The organism is Planktothricoides raciborskii GIHE-MW2 (assembly GCF_040564635.1).
In the GTDB taxonomy this organism is placed as follows: Bacteria; Cyanobacteriota; Cyanobacteriia; order Cyanobacteriales; family Laspinemataceae; genus Planktothricoides; species Planktothricoides raciborskii.
Window position 1 is genome coordinate 1,545,084 of record NZ_CP159837.1, and the last position, 15,190, is coordinate 1,560,273.

25 protein-coding genes are annotated in these 15,190 nt (G+C 43.1%); 17 read left to right on the forward strand and 8 right to left on the reverse strand.

What is annotated here, in order from left to right; translation table 11 throughout:
• Positions 1-266: 266 nt before the first annotated feature.
• From ABWT76_RS06520 to ABWT76_RS06535, 4 genes are all read right to left on the reverse strand, one after another.
• On the reverse strand, positions 267-1,001 hold the full coding sequence (locus ABWT76_RS06520; RefSeq protein WP_054466710.1) for a hypothetical protein: 735 nt from the start codon (positions 999-1,001) through the stop codon (positions 267-269).
• On the reverse strand, positions 998-2,776 hold the full coding sequence (locus ABWT76_RS06525; RefSeq protein ID WP_354635822.1) for a tetratricopeptide repeat protein: 1,779 nt from the start codon (positions 2,774-2,776) through the stop codon (positions 998-1,000). Before ABWT76_RS06525 ends, ABWT76_RS06520 begins: the two co-directional genes overlap by 4 nt.
• 75 nt (positions 2,777-2,851) lie before the next feature.
• Complete coding sequence (locus tag ABWT76_RS06530; RefSeq protein WP_156331775.1) at positions 2,852-3,031, reverse strand: hypothetical protein; 180 nt, start codon at positions 3,029-3,031, stop codon at positions 2,852-2,854.
• 229 nt (positions 3,032-3,260) lie between these two features.
• Entirely contained in the window at positions 3,261-4,616 is a 1,356-nt protein-coding gene (locus ABWT76_RS06535) for an NB-ARC domain-containing protein (RefSeq protein ID WP_190877822.1), read from the reverse strand.
• Positions 4,617-5,262: 646 nt separating this feature from the next.
• On the opposite strand from ABWT76_RS06535, the gene ABWT76_RS06540 reads away from it, so the two are divergent.
• The gene (locus ABWT76_RS06540; RefSeq protein WP_190877820.1) at positions 5,263-7,836 is read left to right on the forward strand and encodes an FG-GAP-like repeat-containing protein; all 2,574 of its coding nucleotides are present in this window, start codon (positions 5,263-5,265) and stop codon (positions 7,834-7,836) included.
• A 291-nt stretch (positions 7,837-8,127) separates the two neighbouring features.
• On the opposite strand, the gene ABWT76_RS06545 is transcribed toward ABWT76_RS06540, so the two are convergent.
• On the reverse strand, positions 8,128-8,682 hold the full coding sequence (locus ABWT76_RS06545; RefSeq protein ID WP_242049857.1) for a hypothetical protein: 555 nt from the start codon (positions 8,680-8,682) through the stop codon (positions 8,128-8,130).
• Here ABWT76_RS06545 and ABWT76_RS06550 point away from each other — a divergent pair.
• Entirely contained in the window at positions 8,653-8,916 is a 264-nt protein-coding gene (locus ABWT76_RS06550) for a GIY-YIG nuclease family protein (protein ID WP_242049852.1), read from the forward strand. The two genes, ABWT76_RS06545 and ABWT76_RS06550, sit on opposite strands and share 30 nt — an antisense overlap.
• A gap of 5 nt (positions 8,917-8,921) precedes the next feature.
• Positions 8,922-9,131 carry a hypothetical protein gene (locus tag ABWT76_RS06555; protein ID WP_054466715.1) on the forward strand — a complete coding sequence of 70 codons (210 nt, stop codon included), beginning with the start codon at positions 8,922-8,924 and terminating at the stop codon, positions 9,129-9,131.
• On the opposite strand, the gene ABWT76_RS06560 is transcribed toward ABWT76_RS06555, so the two are convergent.
• Positions 9,128-9,298: a hypothetical protein gene (locus tag ABWT76_RS06560; RefSeq protein WP_156331777.1), complete on the reverse strand. Its 171-nt coding sequence runs from the start codon at positions 9,296-9,298 to the stop codon at positions 9,128-9,130. The two genes, ABWT76_RS06555 and ABWT76_RS06560, sit on opposite strands and share 4 nt — an antisense overlap.
• A gap of 70 nt (positions 9,299-9,368) precedes the next feature.
• Between ABWT76_RS06560 and ABWT76_RS06565 the strand changes: the two genes are divergently transcribed.
• The 3 genes from ABWT76_RS06565 to ABWT76_RS06575 are packed head-to-tail and all read left to right on the forward strand — an operon-like array spanning position 9,369 to position 10,257.
• On the forward strand, positions 9,369-9,665 hold the full coding sequence (locus ABWT76_RS06565; RefSeq protein ID WP_354635823.1) for a hypothetical protein: 297 nt from the start codon (positions 9,369-9,371) through the stop codon (positions 9,663-9,665).
• A 12-nt stretch (positions 9,666-9,677) separates the two neighbouring features.
• On the forward strand, positions 9,678-9,938 hold the full coding sequence (locus tag ABWT76_RS06570; protein WP_054466717.1) for a type II toxin-antitoxin system ParD family antitoxin: 261 nt from the start codon (positions 9,678-9,680) through the stop codon (positions 9,936-9,938).
• Positions 9,931-10,257, forward strand: a complete 327-nt coding sequence (locus ABWT76_RS06575; RefSeq protein ID WP_054466718.1) for a type II toxin-antitoxin system RelE/ParE family toxin — start codon at positions 9,931-9,933, stop codon at positions 10,255-10,257. Before ABWT76_RS06570 ends, ABWT76_RS06575 begins: the two co-directional genes overlap by 8 nt.
• Here ABWT76_RS06575 and ABWT76_RS06580 read toward each other — a convergent pair.
• On the reverse strand, positions 10,249-10,470 hold the full coding sequence (locus tag ABWT76_RS06580) for a hypothetical protein (RefSeq protein ID WP_054466719.1): 222 nt from the start codon (positions 10,468-10,470) through the stop codon (positions 10,249-10,251). The two genes, ABWT76_RS06575 and ABWT76_RS06580, sit on opposite strands and share 9 nt — an antisense overlap.
• A 75-nt stretch (positions 10,471-10,545) precedes the next feature.
• Between ABWT76_RS06580 and ABWT76_RS06585 the strand changes: the two genes are divergently transcribed.
• From ABWT76_RS06585 to ABWT76_RS06635, 11 genes are all read left to right on the forward strand, one after another.
• Positions 10,546-10,749 carry a hypothetical protein gene (locus tag ABWT76_RS06585; RefSeq protein ID WP_054466720.1) on the forward strand — a complete coding sequence of 68 codons (204 nt, stop codon included), beginning with the start codon at positions 10,546-10,548 and terminating at the stop codon, positions 10,747-10,749.
• 3 nt (positions 10,750-10,752) lie between these two features.
• Positions 10,753-10,968 (forward strand): hypothetical protein, encoded by a 216-nt coding sequence (locus ABWT76_RS06590; RefSeq protein ID WP_156331778.1) that lies wholly within the window; start codon positions 10,753-10,755, stop codon positions 10,966-10,968.
• 30 nt (positions 10,969-10,998) lie between these two features.
• Positions 10,999-11,250 (forward strand): type II toxin-antitoxin system ParD family antitoxin, encoded by a 252-nt coding sequence (locus tag ABWT76_RS06595; protein ID WP_054466721.1) that lies wholly within the window; start codon positions 10,999-11,001, stop codon positions 11,248-11,250.
• Between the two features lie 9 nt (positions 11,251-11,259).
• Positions 11,260-11,550: a type II toxin-antitoxin system RelE/ParE family toxin gene (locus tag ABWT76_RS06600; RefSeq protein WP_054466722.1), complete on the forward strand. Its 291-nt coding sequence runs from the start codon at positions 11,260-11,262 to the stop codon at positions 11,548-11,550.
• A gap of 195 nt (positions 11,551-11,745) precedes the next feature.
• The gene (locus ABWT76_RS06605) at positions 11,746-11,970 is read left to right on the forward strand and encodes a hypothetical protein (protein WP_156331779.1); all 225 of its coding nucleotides are present in this window, start codon (positions 11,746-11,748) and stop codon (positions 11,968-11,970) included.
• A gap of 22 nt (positions 11,971-11,992) precedes the next feature.
• Positions 11,993-12,226, forward strand: coding sequence for a hypothetical protein (locus ABWT76_RS06610; RefSeq protein WP_054466723.1), 234 nt, complete (start codon positions 11,993-11,995; stop codon positions 12,224-12,226).
• A complete protein-coding gene (locus ABWT76_RS06615; RefSeq protein ID WP_054466724.1) occupies positions 12,213-12,596 on the forward strand; it encodes a hypothetical protein in 384 nt (127 codons plus the stop codon). Before ABWT76_RS06610 ends, ABWT76_RS06615 begins: the two co-directional genes overlap by 14 nt.
• A gap of 356 nt (positions 12,597-12,952) precedes the next feature.
• A complete protein-coding gene (locus ABWT76_RS06620) occupies positions 12,953-13,537 on the forward strand; it encodes a Uma2 family endonuclease (protein WP_054466725.1) in 585 nt (194 codons plus the stop codon).
• Positions 13,538-13,682: 145 nt separating this feature from the next.
• Positions 13,683-14,015, forward strand: coding sequence for a hypothetical protein (locus tag ABWT76_RS06625; RefSeq protein ID WP_156331780.1), 333 nt, complete (start codon positions 13,683-13,685; stop codon positions 14,013-14,015).
• Positions 13,978-14,229 (forward strand): hypothetical protein, encoded by a 252-nt coding sequence (locus ABWT76_RS06630; protein WP_072160772.1) that lies wholly within the window; start codon positions 13,978-13,980, stop codon positions 14,227-14,229. Before ABWT76_RS06625 ends, ABWT76_RS06630 begins: the two co-directional genes overlap by 38 nt.
• Complete coding sequence (locus ABWT76_RS06635; protein ID WP_054466727.1) at positions 14,226-14,486, forward strand: type II toxin-antitoxin system RelE/ParE family toxin; 261 nt, start codon at positions 14,226-14,228, stop codon at positions 14,484-14,486. Before ABWT76_RS06630 ends, ABWT76_RS06635 begins: the two co-directional genes overlap by 4 nt.
• A 417-nt stretch (positions 14,487-14,903) precedes the next feature.
• Here the strand turns inward: ABWT76_RS06635 and ABWT76_RS06640 are convergent, their stop codons facing one another.
• Positions 14,904-15,038 (reverse strand): hypothetical protein, encoded by a 135-nt coding sequence (locus ABWT76_RS06640; RefSeq protein WP_255353199.1) that lies wholly within the window; start codon positions 15,036-15,038, stop codon positions 14,904-14,906.
• Positions 15,039-15,190: the final 152 nt, after the last annotated feature.

Below are 15,190 nucleotides of genomic sequence, written 5' to 3' on the forward strand. Positions count from 1 at the left end.
CCGCCGGATTTTCATCCCCGCCGGATTTTCATCCCCGCCGGATTTTCATCCCCGCCGGATTTTCATCCCCGCCGGAGGGTTAATTGCGGGGGTACATAAACCGCCGGGGGTTAAAACCCCCGGCTAATAGCGCAAGTCGGTTAAAACCGACTCTGGATTATTTTGAAATTGGTAATACCAGTTACAAAAATTCATGCAACAGTAGGGGCGCAATGCTTGCGCCCAAATAAACCTTGGGATTGTAGCAAAATTTTTTAAAATTGCTATCACTCTTGAATCAACTTAAATCGAGTGGTATCAGGTTCTATACAGTTATCAGAAGATGCCACGATCGCTTCAACGGTTACTTCATACCTGTGGCCAAAAATTAAAGGGTCTTCATCATCAGGATAAGGAAAAGCGATCGCTTGAGAAATCACACTGGAATTGTCTACTGTTTCCAATGTTTTCTGAAAATTAAAATCCGAATCCCAGGATTCTACCTTCACCGTGTAACCTGTTGCACCTGCAATTGTTTTCCAAGCGATAGAGGGTCGAGAATTGGAGATTATTTGACTAAAAGGACTCTTAATTTCCGGGCTATCACAAGAACCACTGGGACGCGGGTTCGGGTCGCAAAGATTGCCCGAATCATCGCACTCTACTGCGGGTTCTGGTGCCGAACAATATTCCCCGACCTGAAATCTATCATCACTGGATACTTCCCAACGCTTGCCTTGATCAAAACAAACCAAAGCAACTTTTGTTCCAGTAGTAGGCTGTAAATTTTCATCACCACATAACAATTGTCCCGCTTGTAAACCCACGGGGAAATTAGGGTCATTTTCTACCTGGTAAATCAGTCCCACCGCAGACTCAATTTCACAAGTCTGAGTTGCTGTCGTTGCTGTTACAGGCAACATCGATGTCACTTTTCCATCAGAGTTAAAACTCCACCCTACTAAAACTATCAGTAGAGTTAATCCGAATAAAACCAATTTTCTAATTTTTCTCGATTTCATCGTTGTTTTTTTCCATGATTCAAACGTTGTCGAGCCACAGTTCGCCATAGTATTACATCATTATTGACATATTCAGAATCTAGACAATTTTCCCATTGTTCTACAGCCTCTTCTGCATTACCTTTTGCTTCTTGTACAAAACCTAACAAACAATAAGCGTCCGTTCGTTTTGAGTTGAGCTTAATTGCCTGTTGCAAGTCTTTCTCTGCTTGGTCATATTCGCCACGCATCCAATAAGCCCAACCTTGATTTTTGTAACAAGCGGATAACACTTTGTTTTGGGATTGATTAGTTTTTTCGATACATTGCGAAGTCAGAGTAATTGCCGCAACTAGGTTTCCTTGTAAAATTTTTATCCGAGACAAATCGCTGGTAGCACGAACCGAAACAGGGGAGTGAGATTCAACCACAGATTTGTAGTTTTCCTCGGCACAGTCTAAGTCTCCCCAGTCATCACAAACACCGCCTAAATTATAGCGAACCGTATAATTGTATGGGTTGATTTTAATAGCTTTTTCATAATTTTTTTTAGCGCAAGTATAATCTTGTTGATATTGACAAATTAATCCCAAGCTATTGTAAATAGTATCATTTTGTTCATTAAAATAAAGAGCTCGATCATAATATTTTTTTGCTTGTGTTAAATTATTATCTTTTTGAGCATCTAGTCCCAGATTAAAATAGTATTTTTCCCACCAGGGAAATGATAGCCGATAAATTCCCAAACCAGCAATTACCAACCCCAATACTCCATAAACAGTTAACTTAAACTGACGAGAATTAATAAACCGCCAAACACTTCTAAGCCACAAACCCCGGACGGTCAAATTCCGCAACATCACTTGAATATTTTGCGGTCTAGCTGCCGGATCTGCCGCCATCAAATCATCAATAAAATCCGCCAAAGGTGAAGAAATTTGTGGGGCGCGATCGCGCCAAATTAACTGACCCGTTTTGCCATCTCTGGGTAAGTCTACGGGATGCAACCCTGTGACTAAATGAACAAAGGTGCGACCAACAGCAAAAAAATCTGATTCAGGTAATGCTTTCCCCTCTATTTGTTCTGGGGCAGTATAACCACTAGAAATATATGTGGTGACGCTTCCTAGTCTGACATCTACTCGATAAGTAGGGCTAATTTCTCGCACCGATCCAAAATCAATTAAAACCAGTTGCCCACTATATCCTATTCCCCCCTTTTGAAGGGGGGTTAGGGGGGATCCAGCCTTTTGAAGGGGGGTTAGGGGCGATCGCAGAATAATATTAGAAGGCTTAATATCCCGATGTAAAAATTTATTCTCATGGAGTACCCCTAATATTTCAAGAATTTGTCTCAACCAGTTAATCGCCACCTTTTGAGATATTCGCCCATGAGTGGCAGACCATTTTTCTAAATCCTCACCCTCGATTTTTTCCATGACTAAACAATTCAGGGGATCCGACTCTTCATCAATGGTCAACTGAAAATAACCATCGATATCCACTTTGGGAATACCGGGGCGATCTAGCCACTGAAGAGTTAACGCTTCTTCCTCAAACTTCTCGACTAATTTCGGTTCATTATCTTTTAAGATTTTCAGCACTTTGCGGGTGTGATTATCTTTAATATCTTCCACTTCAAAAATTTCCGTAGCCAAGCGGCGGTCTAATTTCCGCAAAGGGCGAATGAGTCGATAGCGGTTCCGCACCAATAATGGCGTCCCGCAAGCTTGACAAGAAGTTAAATTATCGTCATTTTCCCGATGTTTACATTCTGGATTAATACAATAAATCACATTGTTTTGGTTCTCCTACATTATATTAACAGGTAGGGTGCGTTAGGCGGACAGACAACCTAGGATATTTACAGATTATTTCATATTCCGCCGTAACGCACCATTTGATTTGTTTGATTTATCAATGGCCGCGATCGCCTTTAAGCAATCAAGTCTGAATTGGTAGAGAGCATCTGATATTTGTAAGGGCAAAGCATTCGGGGAAAATTTTAACGGTTTAAACCCAGAATTAACTGCTTTGTAAGGGCAAAGCATTCGGGAAAAATTTTAACGGTTTAAACCCAGAATTAACTGCTTTGTAAGGGCAAAGCATTCGGGAAAAATTTTAACGGTTTAAACCCAGAATTAACTGCCCGAATGCTTTGCCCCTACAATCACTAATATCTTATTTGCAAATCTGAGATATTAGTGATTGGTGCGTTACGGCAGGTTTTGAACTTCATTGTTTGAGTATAAATATTTTTGCCTGCCTAACGCACCCTACCTAACTACCTAACTGATATTTATTGATATATTTTTGAATCACCGGCTGAAGACCAAATCGGCTTTGCTCATTGTCTGGGGATTCGGATTTTTCTAAGAGCGATCGCCCCTTAAGTGAATTTAAACTTTCAATCAAGTCGGACATAGAATAGTCTGGCATTCGATCGCGCAACTCAGAAAAAGATATCGGGTGATCGGCTTCGGCTAAAATCCGCAAAACTTTTTTTTCTAAGTCAGATAATCTTTCCCAGTGCCAAGCTAAAATATGCCGATATTCTGGATCGAAGTAGATGGTTTGTGGATCTTTGAGAAATTCGCCTATATCTCGATCGAAAAACTCCTGAATCGTCGGGGCAATCAATCTCAAAGCTAAAGGCATCCCACTATATCTCTCGATCAACCCTTGCCAATGTTGAGATTCTCCCGTTAAATTAGTATTCTGTAAAAGTTCCTGAACTTCCTCTAGTTTCAATCCCGTCAGTTCTAAAGATTTTACCGCTTGATTAAACTTGCTTAGGCGATCGCATTCTGGGAACTTCTCTCGACTAACTACCACCAAACAACTTTGATGGGCAACTTCACCCACTTTTTTAAACAATTGACCATAGGCTTCAAACCCTGTCCGATATCGACCAAAGCGATCGCCTGGTTGTAAAATCGCCTCCAGATTATCCAGAATCAACAGACAGCGATAGTCACGCAAACCATCAATCAACCGCAAAATTTTGTCATAGACATCTTCCTCCTTATTTTGTAGGGACGACCCAGTTAAAAAAGTCGGTAAATCCCCCAGAAACTTGTCAAAAGCATAAGTCTCGCGCAGCACTCGATAAATGCAGCGGTCAAATTCTCCTTTAACTTGTTCTCCCATGCGAACTGCCAGGGTAGTTTTCCCCATCCCTCCCAGTCCCAAAATCCCCACCATGCGGCATTTGTCCTCAACGATCCAGCGTTTCAAAGTGTTGAGTTCTTCAGTTCGTCCGCAAATATTAGACACATCTGGTGCATAACCCCAATCATCGCGAGGCTGATTTTTCTGTCCTGCGGTTTCGGTGACAGCGGTTTTGGCAACTGGTGAAGTCGGTTGAGGCTGTTTTTCCAACTTTTCCAAAACAGCCCGAACATTTCGCTTACTCACCTGTTCCCCAAACACCTCGCTGAGTAGCTTCCAAAAGTTCGGGCCAACATCTCCTTTGAGATAATTCGCTTCATAGTTTGAGGATTGTTCAGCAATTTGGTCGTAAGTCAGCCCCTCCCAGGCACCCTGGAATACCACTTTTTCTACGTCAAGTAGCGGCTTGCCGGTTTTCTCCTGCACCAATTGCTCAACTAATTTCAGTGCTATTTCAAATTCCATTGTGTTATTAAAGCTTCTCTGTGTAAATCTGTGTGTAAATCTGTCTAAGCTTACCTCTATTGTAGCTTAAGCTTAATCCACCACAAGCGCGATCGAAAACCGGGTTTTTTTAGGTTGACCGAAAATTTTCCTCCTATTACTCCTATTAGGGACACGGCATTGCCTAAGTCCCAACACGCTTCAGCCAAGGATCCAGGATTTGACTAGCGGATTGACATAATAAATGACATAATAGTCAGCTTAGGTAAGGCTATTCTGGAAAACAGCAATCAAGAAACCTGTTGCCACAGGCGAAATGCCGCCTTTTGTCCGGCCTCAATTCCGGCAAATTGTAAAGTTTTGTAAAAAGTTAAGCATAGTATTAGCTAATATACTTATGCTATGTTATGCTGTTAAGCATCAACAGGACTGAGACAAGTTTTCCGATCCAACCCTTTTAGGTACGGGTGATTCGCTTTCTCACCCCTACCAGATATAGGAGTAATGCCTAACTTTTCAAGGGGGGTTAGGGGGGATCTGGGAGTTTGGGGGATCAATCCGTCCTGTTTGCACTCTTGTCTATTAATTGAATTTAACAGGGTGTTTCGTGACTTTCCGCGTGTTGGCCGATGTTAAAAACTAACAATTCGATAATGAGGGTATGATCATGCTTTCTTTTGACACAGATACTAAAGAAATTGCCAGATTACTGGGAATAAATCCCGATCCGATCGCTCCAAATGATGGGGATATTTTAAAGCCTTTTGGTGCCAATCAACTACCAATACCGGGGGCTGCCGATGCGATCGCTCTCCCCACCTTAGTATCAGTGGCCTGCGATAATCTTGTCATCCCTCTCGATATGTCGGTTGACCAAGGAAAAACTCCAGCGGAAACGGATTCTCACACTGCTGCGTCCGTAGATTCGTTAACAGGAATAGCCTTAGCCAAGAGTCACGAACAATTACAGCAATTTGCCAATAGCCCAGAGTTTCTCTCTCAAATGAGCCTTGCTTTTGGAGATGATTTTGATGTTGAGGCGGCTCAGGATTTGGCAGATAGCTTGACTAATGGTACTTTCCAGACATCACCGATTAAGGTCGTTTCTGCTGCTGATATCAACGGAGCTAATGGGGCTTTTGCCGCAGAAACTAACAATATTTATCTGTCTAGTGAGCTTGTGGCTGACAATGCTGATAACCCATTGCCAATTGTCTCAGTGCTGCTAGAAGAGATAGGGCATTATATCGACTCACAGATTAACATCTCCGATGCAGCGGGAGATGAGGGGGCGATTTTTGCTGGTGTCGTTCAAGGGAAAGTGTTTGATGCAGCGGAACTACAGGGATTAAAGGCGGAAGATGATACTGCGACGGTGATGCTGGATGGGAAAGCCACGGTCATAGAGCAGGCAGCTAATCAAAAAGCAGACTTTAATGGAGATGGCAAAACTGACTTCATCCGCCAAGAGAAAAACTTTTGGGATGATGACACATTCAATACTGCCCACGTTTGTTTGTCAACGTCAAATGGCAGTTTTAGCAAGCAGGAATTGACCGATCATGCGGGGATGAAGGGCGACCTGACTAACCTGATTTTTGGCGACTTCAACGGCGATCGTCGTACCGACTTCATCCGCCAAGAAAAAGGGGTTTGGGATGATGACACTGCCAATACTGCTCAAGTTTATTTGTCCAATGGTAATGGCACCTTCAGTAAGCAAGACTTGACGAATCAGGCGGATATGAAGGGGGACATGACTAACCTGATTGTCGGCGATTATAACGGCGACGGCAAAGATGACTTCATCCGCCAAGAAAAAGGAGCTTGGGATGATGACACTGCCAATACTGCTCAAGTTTATTTATCCAATGGTAATGGCACTTTCAGTAAGCAAGACTTGACCGAGCATACGGCGATGAAAGGCGATTTAACCAATCTGATTGTCGGCGATTATAACGGCGACGGCAAAGATGACTTCATCCGCCAAGAAACAGGAGTTTGGGATGATGACAATGCCAATACTGCTCAGGTTTATTTGTCCAATGGTAATGGCACCTTCAGTAAGCAAGACTTGACCGATCATGTGGGGATGAAAGGCGACCTGACTAACCTGATTCTCGGCGACTTCAACGGCGATCGTCGTACCGACTTCATCCGCCAAGAAAAAGGGGTTTGGGATGATGACACTGCTAATACTGCTCAAGTTTATTTATCCAATGGTAATGGCACCTTCAGCAAGCAAGACTTGACGAATCAGGCAGATATGAAGGGAGACCTGACCAATCTGATTGTCTGCGATTATAACGGCGACGGCAAAAATGACTTTATCCGCCAAGAAAAAGGGGTTTGGGATGATGACACTGCCAATACTGCTCAAGTTTATTTATCCAATGGTAATGGCACTTTCAGTAAGCAAGACTTGACCGATCATGTGGGGATGAAAGGCGATCTGAGCAATTTGATTGTTGGCGAATTTAACGGCGATCGTCGTACCGACTTCATCCGCCAAGAAAAAGGGGTTTGGGATGATGACACTGCCAATAATGCTAACATTTATTTGGCCAATAGTAATGGCACATTTTGGAAGCAAGACTTGACCAATGACCCTAATTCTATGAAGGCTGATGATGGTGTCAATATTCTTACCGGATCGCCACAGGCGTATTTAAACCCCACTCCTAGTTCTAGTCCAACTCCTACTGGTGGTAAATACCAACTCCCTTACCCAGATGGTACAACTTATAAAGTTTACCAAGGAAATAACGGCGGATACAGCCACTCGGATCAATGGAACCGCTATGCTTGGGATTTTGGTATGCCTGAAGGCAATACAGTAGTCGCGACAAGAAGTGGTAAAGTCGTCAGTTTATACGAAGGTTCTCAAACGAGATTAACTTCTATGAACGGTTGGGCACAATACACTAACTATGTACTTATTGATCATGGAGATGGAACATCTTCTTTTTATTCTCACTTAAAAAATAATAGTGTACTGCCAAATGTAGGCGATTATGTAAGTCAAAACCAGCCAATTGCTCAAAGCGGAAATACTGGTTTCTCCACTGATCCTCATCTACACTATTCTGTACAAAAAACTCCCAGTTATATTCCTCCTGGTGGTTTTAGCAACACAAGCGGATATGCGACTGAAAGCCTACCAAGTTCTTTCTCAGATCCAAATGTCTTGAGCCAAAATTCTAATGGTGTGCCTACTTCTCCTAACTACTATACTTCGTAGTTTGTTAGTATCGACAACTAATATTAACGTGAGTTCAACGACTAATATAGCAATCCCAAAGTAATAGGGTGCTTCACCGGGCAATTTTTTACTAAAACAATTAATTATCGCAGGTGACACACCCTAAATCTGTTGAAAATACAATTGCGATAATCCCTCTGCTACCTAGTTTCTGTGCTAAGAAGCGATCGCTATTTTATTTTAAGATAGGCGATCGCTATTTTATTCTTAGATAGGCGATCGCTTTTTTGCCCCGAAAAAGAAACCGGGTTTCTATTGTGAATATAACAGTTAAATGTGGTAGGCAAAAAAGAAACCCGGTTTCTGAGTCCCTGGTTTTTGCCCCAAAAAAGAAACCGGGTTTCTGTTGTGAATATCACAGTTAACTTTTGCCGCCAAAAAAGAAACCCGGTTTCTGAGTTCCTGGTTTTTGACACCGAAGAAAGAAACCGGGTTTCTGTTGTGAATATAACAGTTAACTGTGGCAGTAAAAAAAGAAACCCGGTTTCTGAGTCCCATGAGAGGGCGATCGCTTTTTTTGTGGGGAGCGATCGCTTTTTTGTAGGGTGCGATCGCTTTTTTGGGTGGGCGATCGCTTTTTTGGGGGGCGCTTTTTTGGGGGGTGCGATCGCTTTTTTGTGGGGTGCGATCGCTTTTTTGTGGGGTGCGATCGTATTGTATTATCGGAAAACTGCCTAATGTCACATCACTATGTCTGAATCCATTGAGCGAGAAGCCGAAGTCATACTGCACACTCTTGCATCGACTTCGTTCCAGGATTGTATCGCCCTGTCCAAGGAATTCCGCGAACTGCCAATGACGGCTGGTATCTACGCTGTTAAACATCGCACCCTGGGAATCCTTTACATTGGTAAAACCAGAACACTGAGAGATCGTTTTCGTGGGGGTCACAAAGCGTTACTTTGGGCATTCATCGAAGAATTAAAAGCCACAGACATCCGAATTGCTTTTTACCCGCTAGATTTTGTTCAATGGAGACAGCTATCATTGGAGTTAGAACGTCTAATTATTCAAGCCGTGAATCCACCTTATAACGTGAAAATTCCAGCGAGGGACTAATAAAGATGCAAACTCAGCCTGCGATTTCTGAACATCTGTCACCTGAATTAGCACAAATATTTTTAGAAGGATTACCTGAAACCATTCGTCACGGACTAGAAATGCGAGCGAAAAGAATGAACTATCCAGTTTGGGCAGTTATTGAAATGGCGATCGCTGGCTATCTTGATGAAGAAGCACTATCTTTTGTCGATTGCCAGCCAAAGCTTGACTAGCCATAAATCATATTCATGCGATCGCTTTTGGGGGGCGATCGCTTTTGGGGGGCGCTTTTTTTGGGTGCGATCGCTGTTTTAACCCCAAAAAAAGAAACCGGGTTTCTTCTGTGAATATCACAGTTAACTGTGAAAGCGATAAAGAAACCCGGTTTCTGAGTCCCCAAGAAAAGAAACCGGGACCCAAGTGGTGAATATTAGAGTTAACTGTGGAACCACAAAAGAAACCCGGTTTCTATGTCCCCTGAGAGGGCGATCGCTTTTTTGTGGGGTGCGATCGCTTTTTTGTGGGGTGCGATCGCTTTTGGGGGGCGATCGCTTTTGAGAGGGCGATCGCTTTTTTGGGGTGCGATCGCTTTTTTTAGGGATATGAGAAACCGGGTTTCTCTATATAATCTCTGTCACCCAACCAATATTCTCATAGAAACCCGGTTTCTTGGTCGGGGCGATCGCCTTGCGGAGGACGAGGAAATCGCTTTTTCGGTCAACATGGCAAAAAATGACAAAAATTGCCATAATATACCAAAGCGCTAAAAGACTCAGGCTATGAAAACAATGAATGTCTCTGTTCCCGAACCCATGCGGGACTACATCGAACAGCAAGTCAAGACCGGAGGTTACGGAAGTGTCAGCGAATATATCCGCGACCTCATTCGTCAAGACCAAAAACGAAAAGCGCAAGAACACCTGGAAAACCTTCTATTACAAGGAATAGACTCCGGGGAAGCCACAAATATGAGCGATCGCGACTGGGTAGAAATTCGCCAAGCAGTTCAAAAAAAACTGAATCAACAACAAGATGGGTGAAATTCGGAAACGTCCGCAGGTGATTCGTGACTTAATCGATCTAGCCACTTATATTGCGGAAAATAACCTCGATCGTAGTGATCGATTTCTTCATGCGGCTGAAGAAACATTTAAACAACTCGGACAAATGCCGCAACTCGGTAAACAATGTCAGTTTAACAACTATCGTTTACAAAATACCCGTCAAATCGCAGTCAAAGGATTTAGAAAATATCTGATTTTCTACCAAATCACCGCAGGGGAAGTCGAAATTATTCGAGTTATCCACGGGTCACGAGATATTGAAAGCATCCTAGGAGATAGTCAAGAGTCAATGTAAAATTCTTTGTTCGCGCAGATCGGGCGAAGGAATCGCTTTGTTTTGGGAGGCGATCGCTTTTTTGGGGGGCGCTTTTTTGGGTGGGCGATCGCATGAATGGGAGGCGATCGCTTTTGAGAGGGCGATCGCTTTTGGGGTGCGATCGCTTTTTTGGGGGGCGATCGCTTCCTTCCACCTCCCTAAGAGAATAGCCTTTTCCCTTGATATAATCAAGAAATACGACCATTATCATGCCCAAGATGACACAACCGACAATTCAACTACAAATTCCCTTTGATTCTCTAGTCAATGCGATCGCCACCAAGGGCGATCGAAGATAAAATTCAGCTTTTCCAGCTTCTAGAAACAGAACTTGCCCAATTAGAAGAAGACTCGTTAGAAGAAGATCCAATAGTCCTTACTGAAATCCAAGAATCTCGCACTGCCTACCAAGCAGGAGACTATCAAACCCTAGATCAATATATGGTTTCTCGGAAAAACAAAACTCCATGACTTATGGCGATCGCACATTTCCCCCAAGCAAAGAAACCGGGTTTCTGTGGTGAATTATGTAGGGGCGAATGCGCTCGTCGCCCCTACTGTGGAAGCAAAAAAGAAACCCGGTTTCTGGAGTTTCTTAAGGGGGCGATCGCTTTTTTGTGGGGTGCGATCGCCCAAAACCAATGTACTGAATCAACATCCTTTGCCCCCAGGCAAACCCGCGTGTCATAATTGACTAAAAACCTACTGCGAGGTGGACTCATGCAGATTGTTTTAAAGCCAGAAGAAGCAAGCTTTGTACAAACCCAAATAGCCAACGGCAAATATCAAACCGCTGAGGAGGTAATGAGTCAAGCCTTGGCATTACTCCAACGGCAACAAGACTATGAACAATGGCTGATAGAAACACGCCAAAAAGTGGAAGTAGGAATTGCTGCTTTAGAACGTGGAGAAGCGATTGATGGTGATGTGGCGATCGCTCAACTGCGCGAGCGACTTCACAACAGAGGGTAGCACTAGCTTATGAGACGTTACATTATTTCAGTACCAGCCCTTCAAGACTTGCAAGAAATCATTGATTACTTTGCACAGACAAATGTTGAAACAGGGGATAAGTTTATCAATAAATTTGATGCTTGGTGCCAAAAATTACGTTCGTTTCCCGCGATCGGTAAACGCTACAATGGCGTATACCCAGGTTTAAGGGGTGTATTGATTGACGAATACATCATGTTTTACAGAGTAACGGACGATCTAGTTGAAATTGTCAGAATTGTGCATGGCAAACGCGATTTATTATCCTTATTTCAGTAGGGGTAGGGTGCGTTAGGCGGGCATAATATTTTGGCTTAAGCAACAAATTAAAACATCCGCCTAGACGCACCGAAATTGCCAATAATAAACTTTGTTGTGGTGCGTTACGCAGGGAATTTTACTTGACTTCCGCTTAATTTAACCCGGAACAACACCCTACCGCATCGCTTTTTTGCGTAGGCGATCGCTTTTTCGGTGGGCGATCGCTGTTTTAACCCCAAGCAAAGAAACCGGGTTTCTGTGGTGAATTATGTAGGGGCGAATGCGCTAGTCGCCCCTACTGTGGAAGCAAAAAAGAAACCCGGTTTCTGGAGTTTCTTAAGGGGGCGATCGCTTTTTTGTGGGGTGCGATTCCCTCCGGGACGCTTCGCGATCGCTTTTTTGGGGGGCGATATCCAAGCTATAATGTCCTCAGAGTAATCATCGACAACTCATATGAGCCATGAAAGTTATTTCTTTATCAGCATATTTTGATGGTCAGTCTATTCAGCTAGACGAACCATATCAGCTAGAACCTAACACAAAACTGATTGTGACAGTAATTCCCGAACAACCCTCCGAAAGAGAAACGTGGTTATCCTGGTCAAGTCATCAACTGAACAGCGCTTACAATGAGGAAGATGAATACCCACTGGATAGCATCAAAATAGCGAACCCTGATTATGAAAGAAGCTGATGTTGCTCTGACTCCCATTCCCCAAGCCAAGAAACCGGGTTTTTTAGATAAATCTATGTCTCTAACCGATATGTTGAATAAAAACCCGGTTTCTGAGGTGGTCTTGCTCAGGGAATTGCCCCCTTATCAAGACTTCTTAGTTTGTGGCATTAGTACCCAACTGCACCAAGAAGTGGTGGGTTTTGATGATGTCATTTCTCCAGACGATTCGGACTTTATTGCTAGTGGCTTGAGAGTAAAATCTTTAATTCGACTGGGTTTTCTTGCTGTAGTTCCTCGTAATAAAGTGATTGGTTCTATCGGGTCAATCTCATCAGCAAGACATGAGCGTTTGCTCACCACCTTGAGTAATTATCTGGTCAGTAATTGATTGGCATCTAGAAAATCGATCGCGTTTGGCAGGTGCGGTAAGGGTCGCTATGCCGTCAGGCTTTTCGCTGTTTTAACCCAAGCAAAGAAACCGGGTTTCTGTGGTGAATATCACAGTAGTTTATTGATATGGTGGGCTGGCATTTTGCCCACCCTAAACTCCAAGAAAATAAACCGGGACCAAAGTTGTGAATATGTAGGGGCGAATGGCCATTCGCCCCTACTGTGAAAGCGAAAAAGAAACCCGGTTTCTAAGTTCAGGGGGTGCGATCGCCAGACAACCTATTCTATCCAAAACGGCGATCGCGATTTTAGCGTTACAATAAATCATCGCTAGTACAATTGGAGTTGTCCACTATGCCAGAAATGACTATAAAAGACGTGGAAAAAATTCAGTCAATTCTCAGCGAAGCTGACTTTGACTGTCAACTGGAACTGGAAGCAGGTAAGATTATTGTTATGGGGCCATCAGATATCATCTCTAGCGAAGTCTCCCTAGAATTCGCTCGTCAACTGAGTAACTGGGTGAAACCGCGCCGTCTCGGTCGTGTTTTTGACTCGGCAGGTGGCTTTATATTGCCCAATAGCGACTTAAAAGCACCAGATGTTTCTTTCGTTTTGCGCGATCGCCTTCCTCGCAGCGTTAGATATTTTGGTACTCTTGTCCCCGACTTAATAGTAGAAGTTAAATCCCAAAGCGACCGCCTTGCTAAATTGCGCCAAAAAATTGAAATTTTTCTCGACCAAGGAGTTAAAATTGGCATTTTAATTGACCCAGATGAATTAACTTTAACTCTTTATCGCCCCAATCAAAAACCAATTTTGTTGACAAACGGAGAAACTCTTACCATTCCTGAATTGCTGCCCGGATGGGAATTACAAATTTCTGAATTGTGGCCGCCAGTGTTTGAGGAAAATGAAGATTATCCTCATCAACAATAGTTGAATCTTGGGCTTTTTCCGAATATATAACTACATTTAAAATCATCGCTTTTTTGGGGGGCGATCGCGCAGCTTTCCTGCGAGGGAATCGCTTTTTTCCCCAAGCAAAGAAACCGGGTTTCTTTTGTGAATATCAGAGTTAACTGTGAAACAGAGAAAAGAAACCCGGTTTCTGGGTTCAGGGGGGGCGATCGCGCTTTTTTTCCCCAAGCAAAGAAACCGGGTTTCTTTTGTGAATATCAAAGTTAACTGTGAAAGCGAGAAAGAAACCCGGTTTCTAAGTCACTTGAGTGGGCGATCGCTTTTGGGAGGTGCGATTCCCTCGCAGGAAAGCTTCGCGAACGCTTTTTTGTGGGGGGCGATCGCTTCCTTCCTTCTCCCGAAGAGAATAGCTTTTTCCCTTGATATAATCAGTAAATACGACCTAATTAATGCCCAAGATGACACAACCGACAATTCAACTACAAATTCCCTTTGATTCTCTAGTCAATGCGATCGCCACCCTAGCGATCGAAGATAAAATTCAGCTTTTCCAGCTTCTAGAAACAGAACTTGCCCAATTAGAAGAAGACTCGTTAGAAGAAGATCCAATAGTCCTTGCTGAAATCCAAGAATCTCGCACTGCTTACCAAGCAGGAGACTATCAAACCCTAGATCAATATATGGTTTCTCGGAAAAACAAAACTCCATGACTTATACTGTAATCGTTCCGAAACCGTTCCAAAAACAACTAGATAGTCTGCCCGAAGATATCCAAGAGCGAATTCTTGAGAAAATCACGCCATTGGGTGAAGAACCTCGGCCTCCCGGAACTGTAAAGTTAAAAGGCTATGACAATGAGTATCGCATCCGTATTGGTGATTACCGGATCCGCTACGAAATCAATGATAAAGAATGTTTGGTATTATTGCTTCATTGTAAGCATCGAAAAGATGTTTATAAAAGTTGAAGCATTGAAAACTGGGCGATCGCGCTTTTACCCCAAGAAAATAAACCGGGTTTCTGTGGTGAATATGTAGGGGCGAATGCGCTCGTCGCCCCTACTGTGAAAGCGATAAAGAAACCCGGTTTCTGAGTCCAGGGGAGGCGATAAAGAAACTGGGTTTTTTCTGTGGATATCACAGTTAATTATGGTATGAAGAAAGCCGCTGATTATGCCTCTGATGAAATTATTCCCGGATTTTCTCTCCAACGGCTGATTAATTGTAAAATATTGTAACATTATGTAAATATTAGTAATACCTAACTTAACGGTCAACTAACTATGCTATGCTTAAAAAAGGTAGTTAAAAATTTAGGCGATCGCCGTAGACAGGAGCAGCTTTCCTATCAAAGAAAGCCACTCATTGTCTCAATTCACAAAATACTAGAGCAGTTTCATCGCCATAAGTAAAATCAGTTTTAACTCATTTTTCCGCAGCGATCGCTCAGTTGGAGTCCAAGACACTGCGCCTACTGAGACAAAACTGATGAGCGCGATCGCTGTGGATCTTAATGACAATTGAGTTAATCAAGCTATTGATACTTATAATCAATAAGGTGGTTATATTGTACGGCTCAATTGCAAAAAATTGGAGAAAATCGGCCATTTTGAGTCATCAGCATTCCGGGTTAAAGTAGCCGTCCAGATTGGCTGATTGACTGATGAATCAG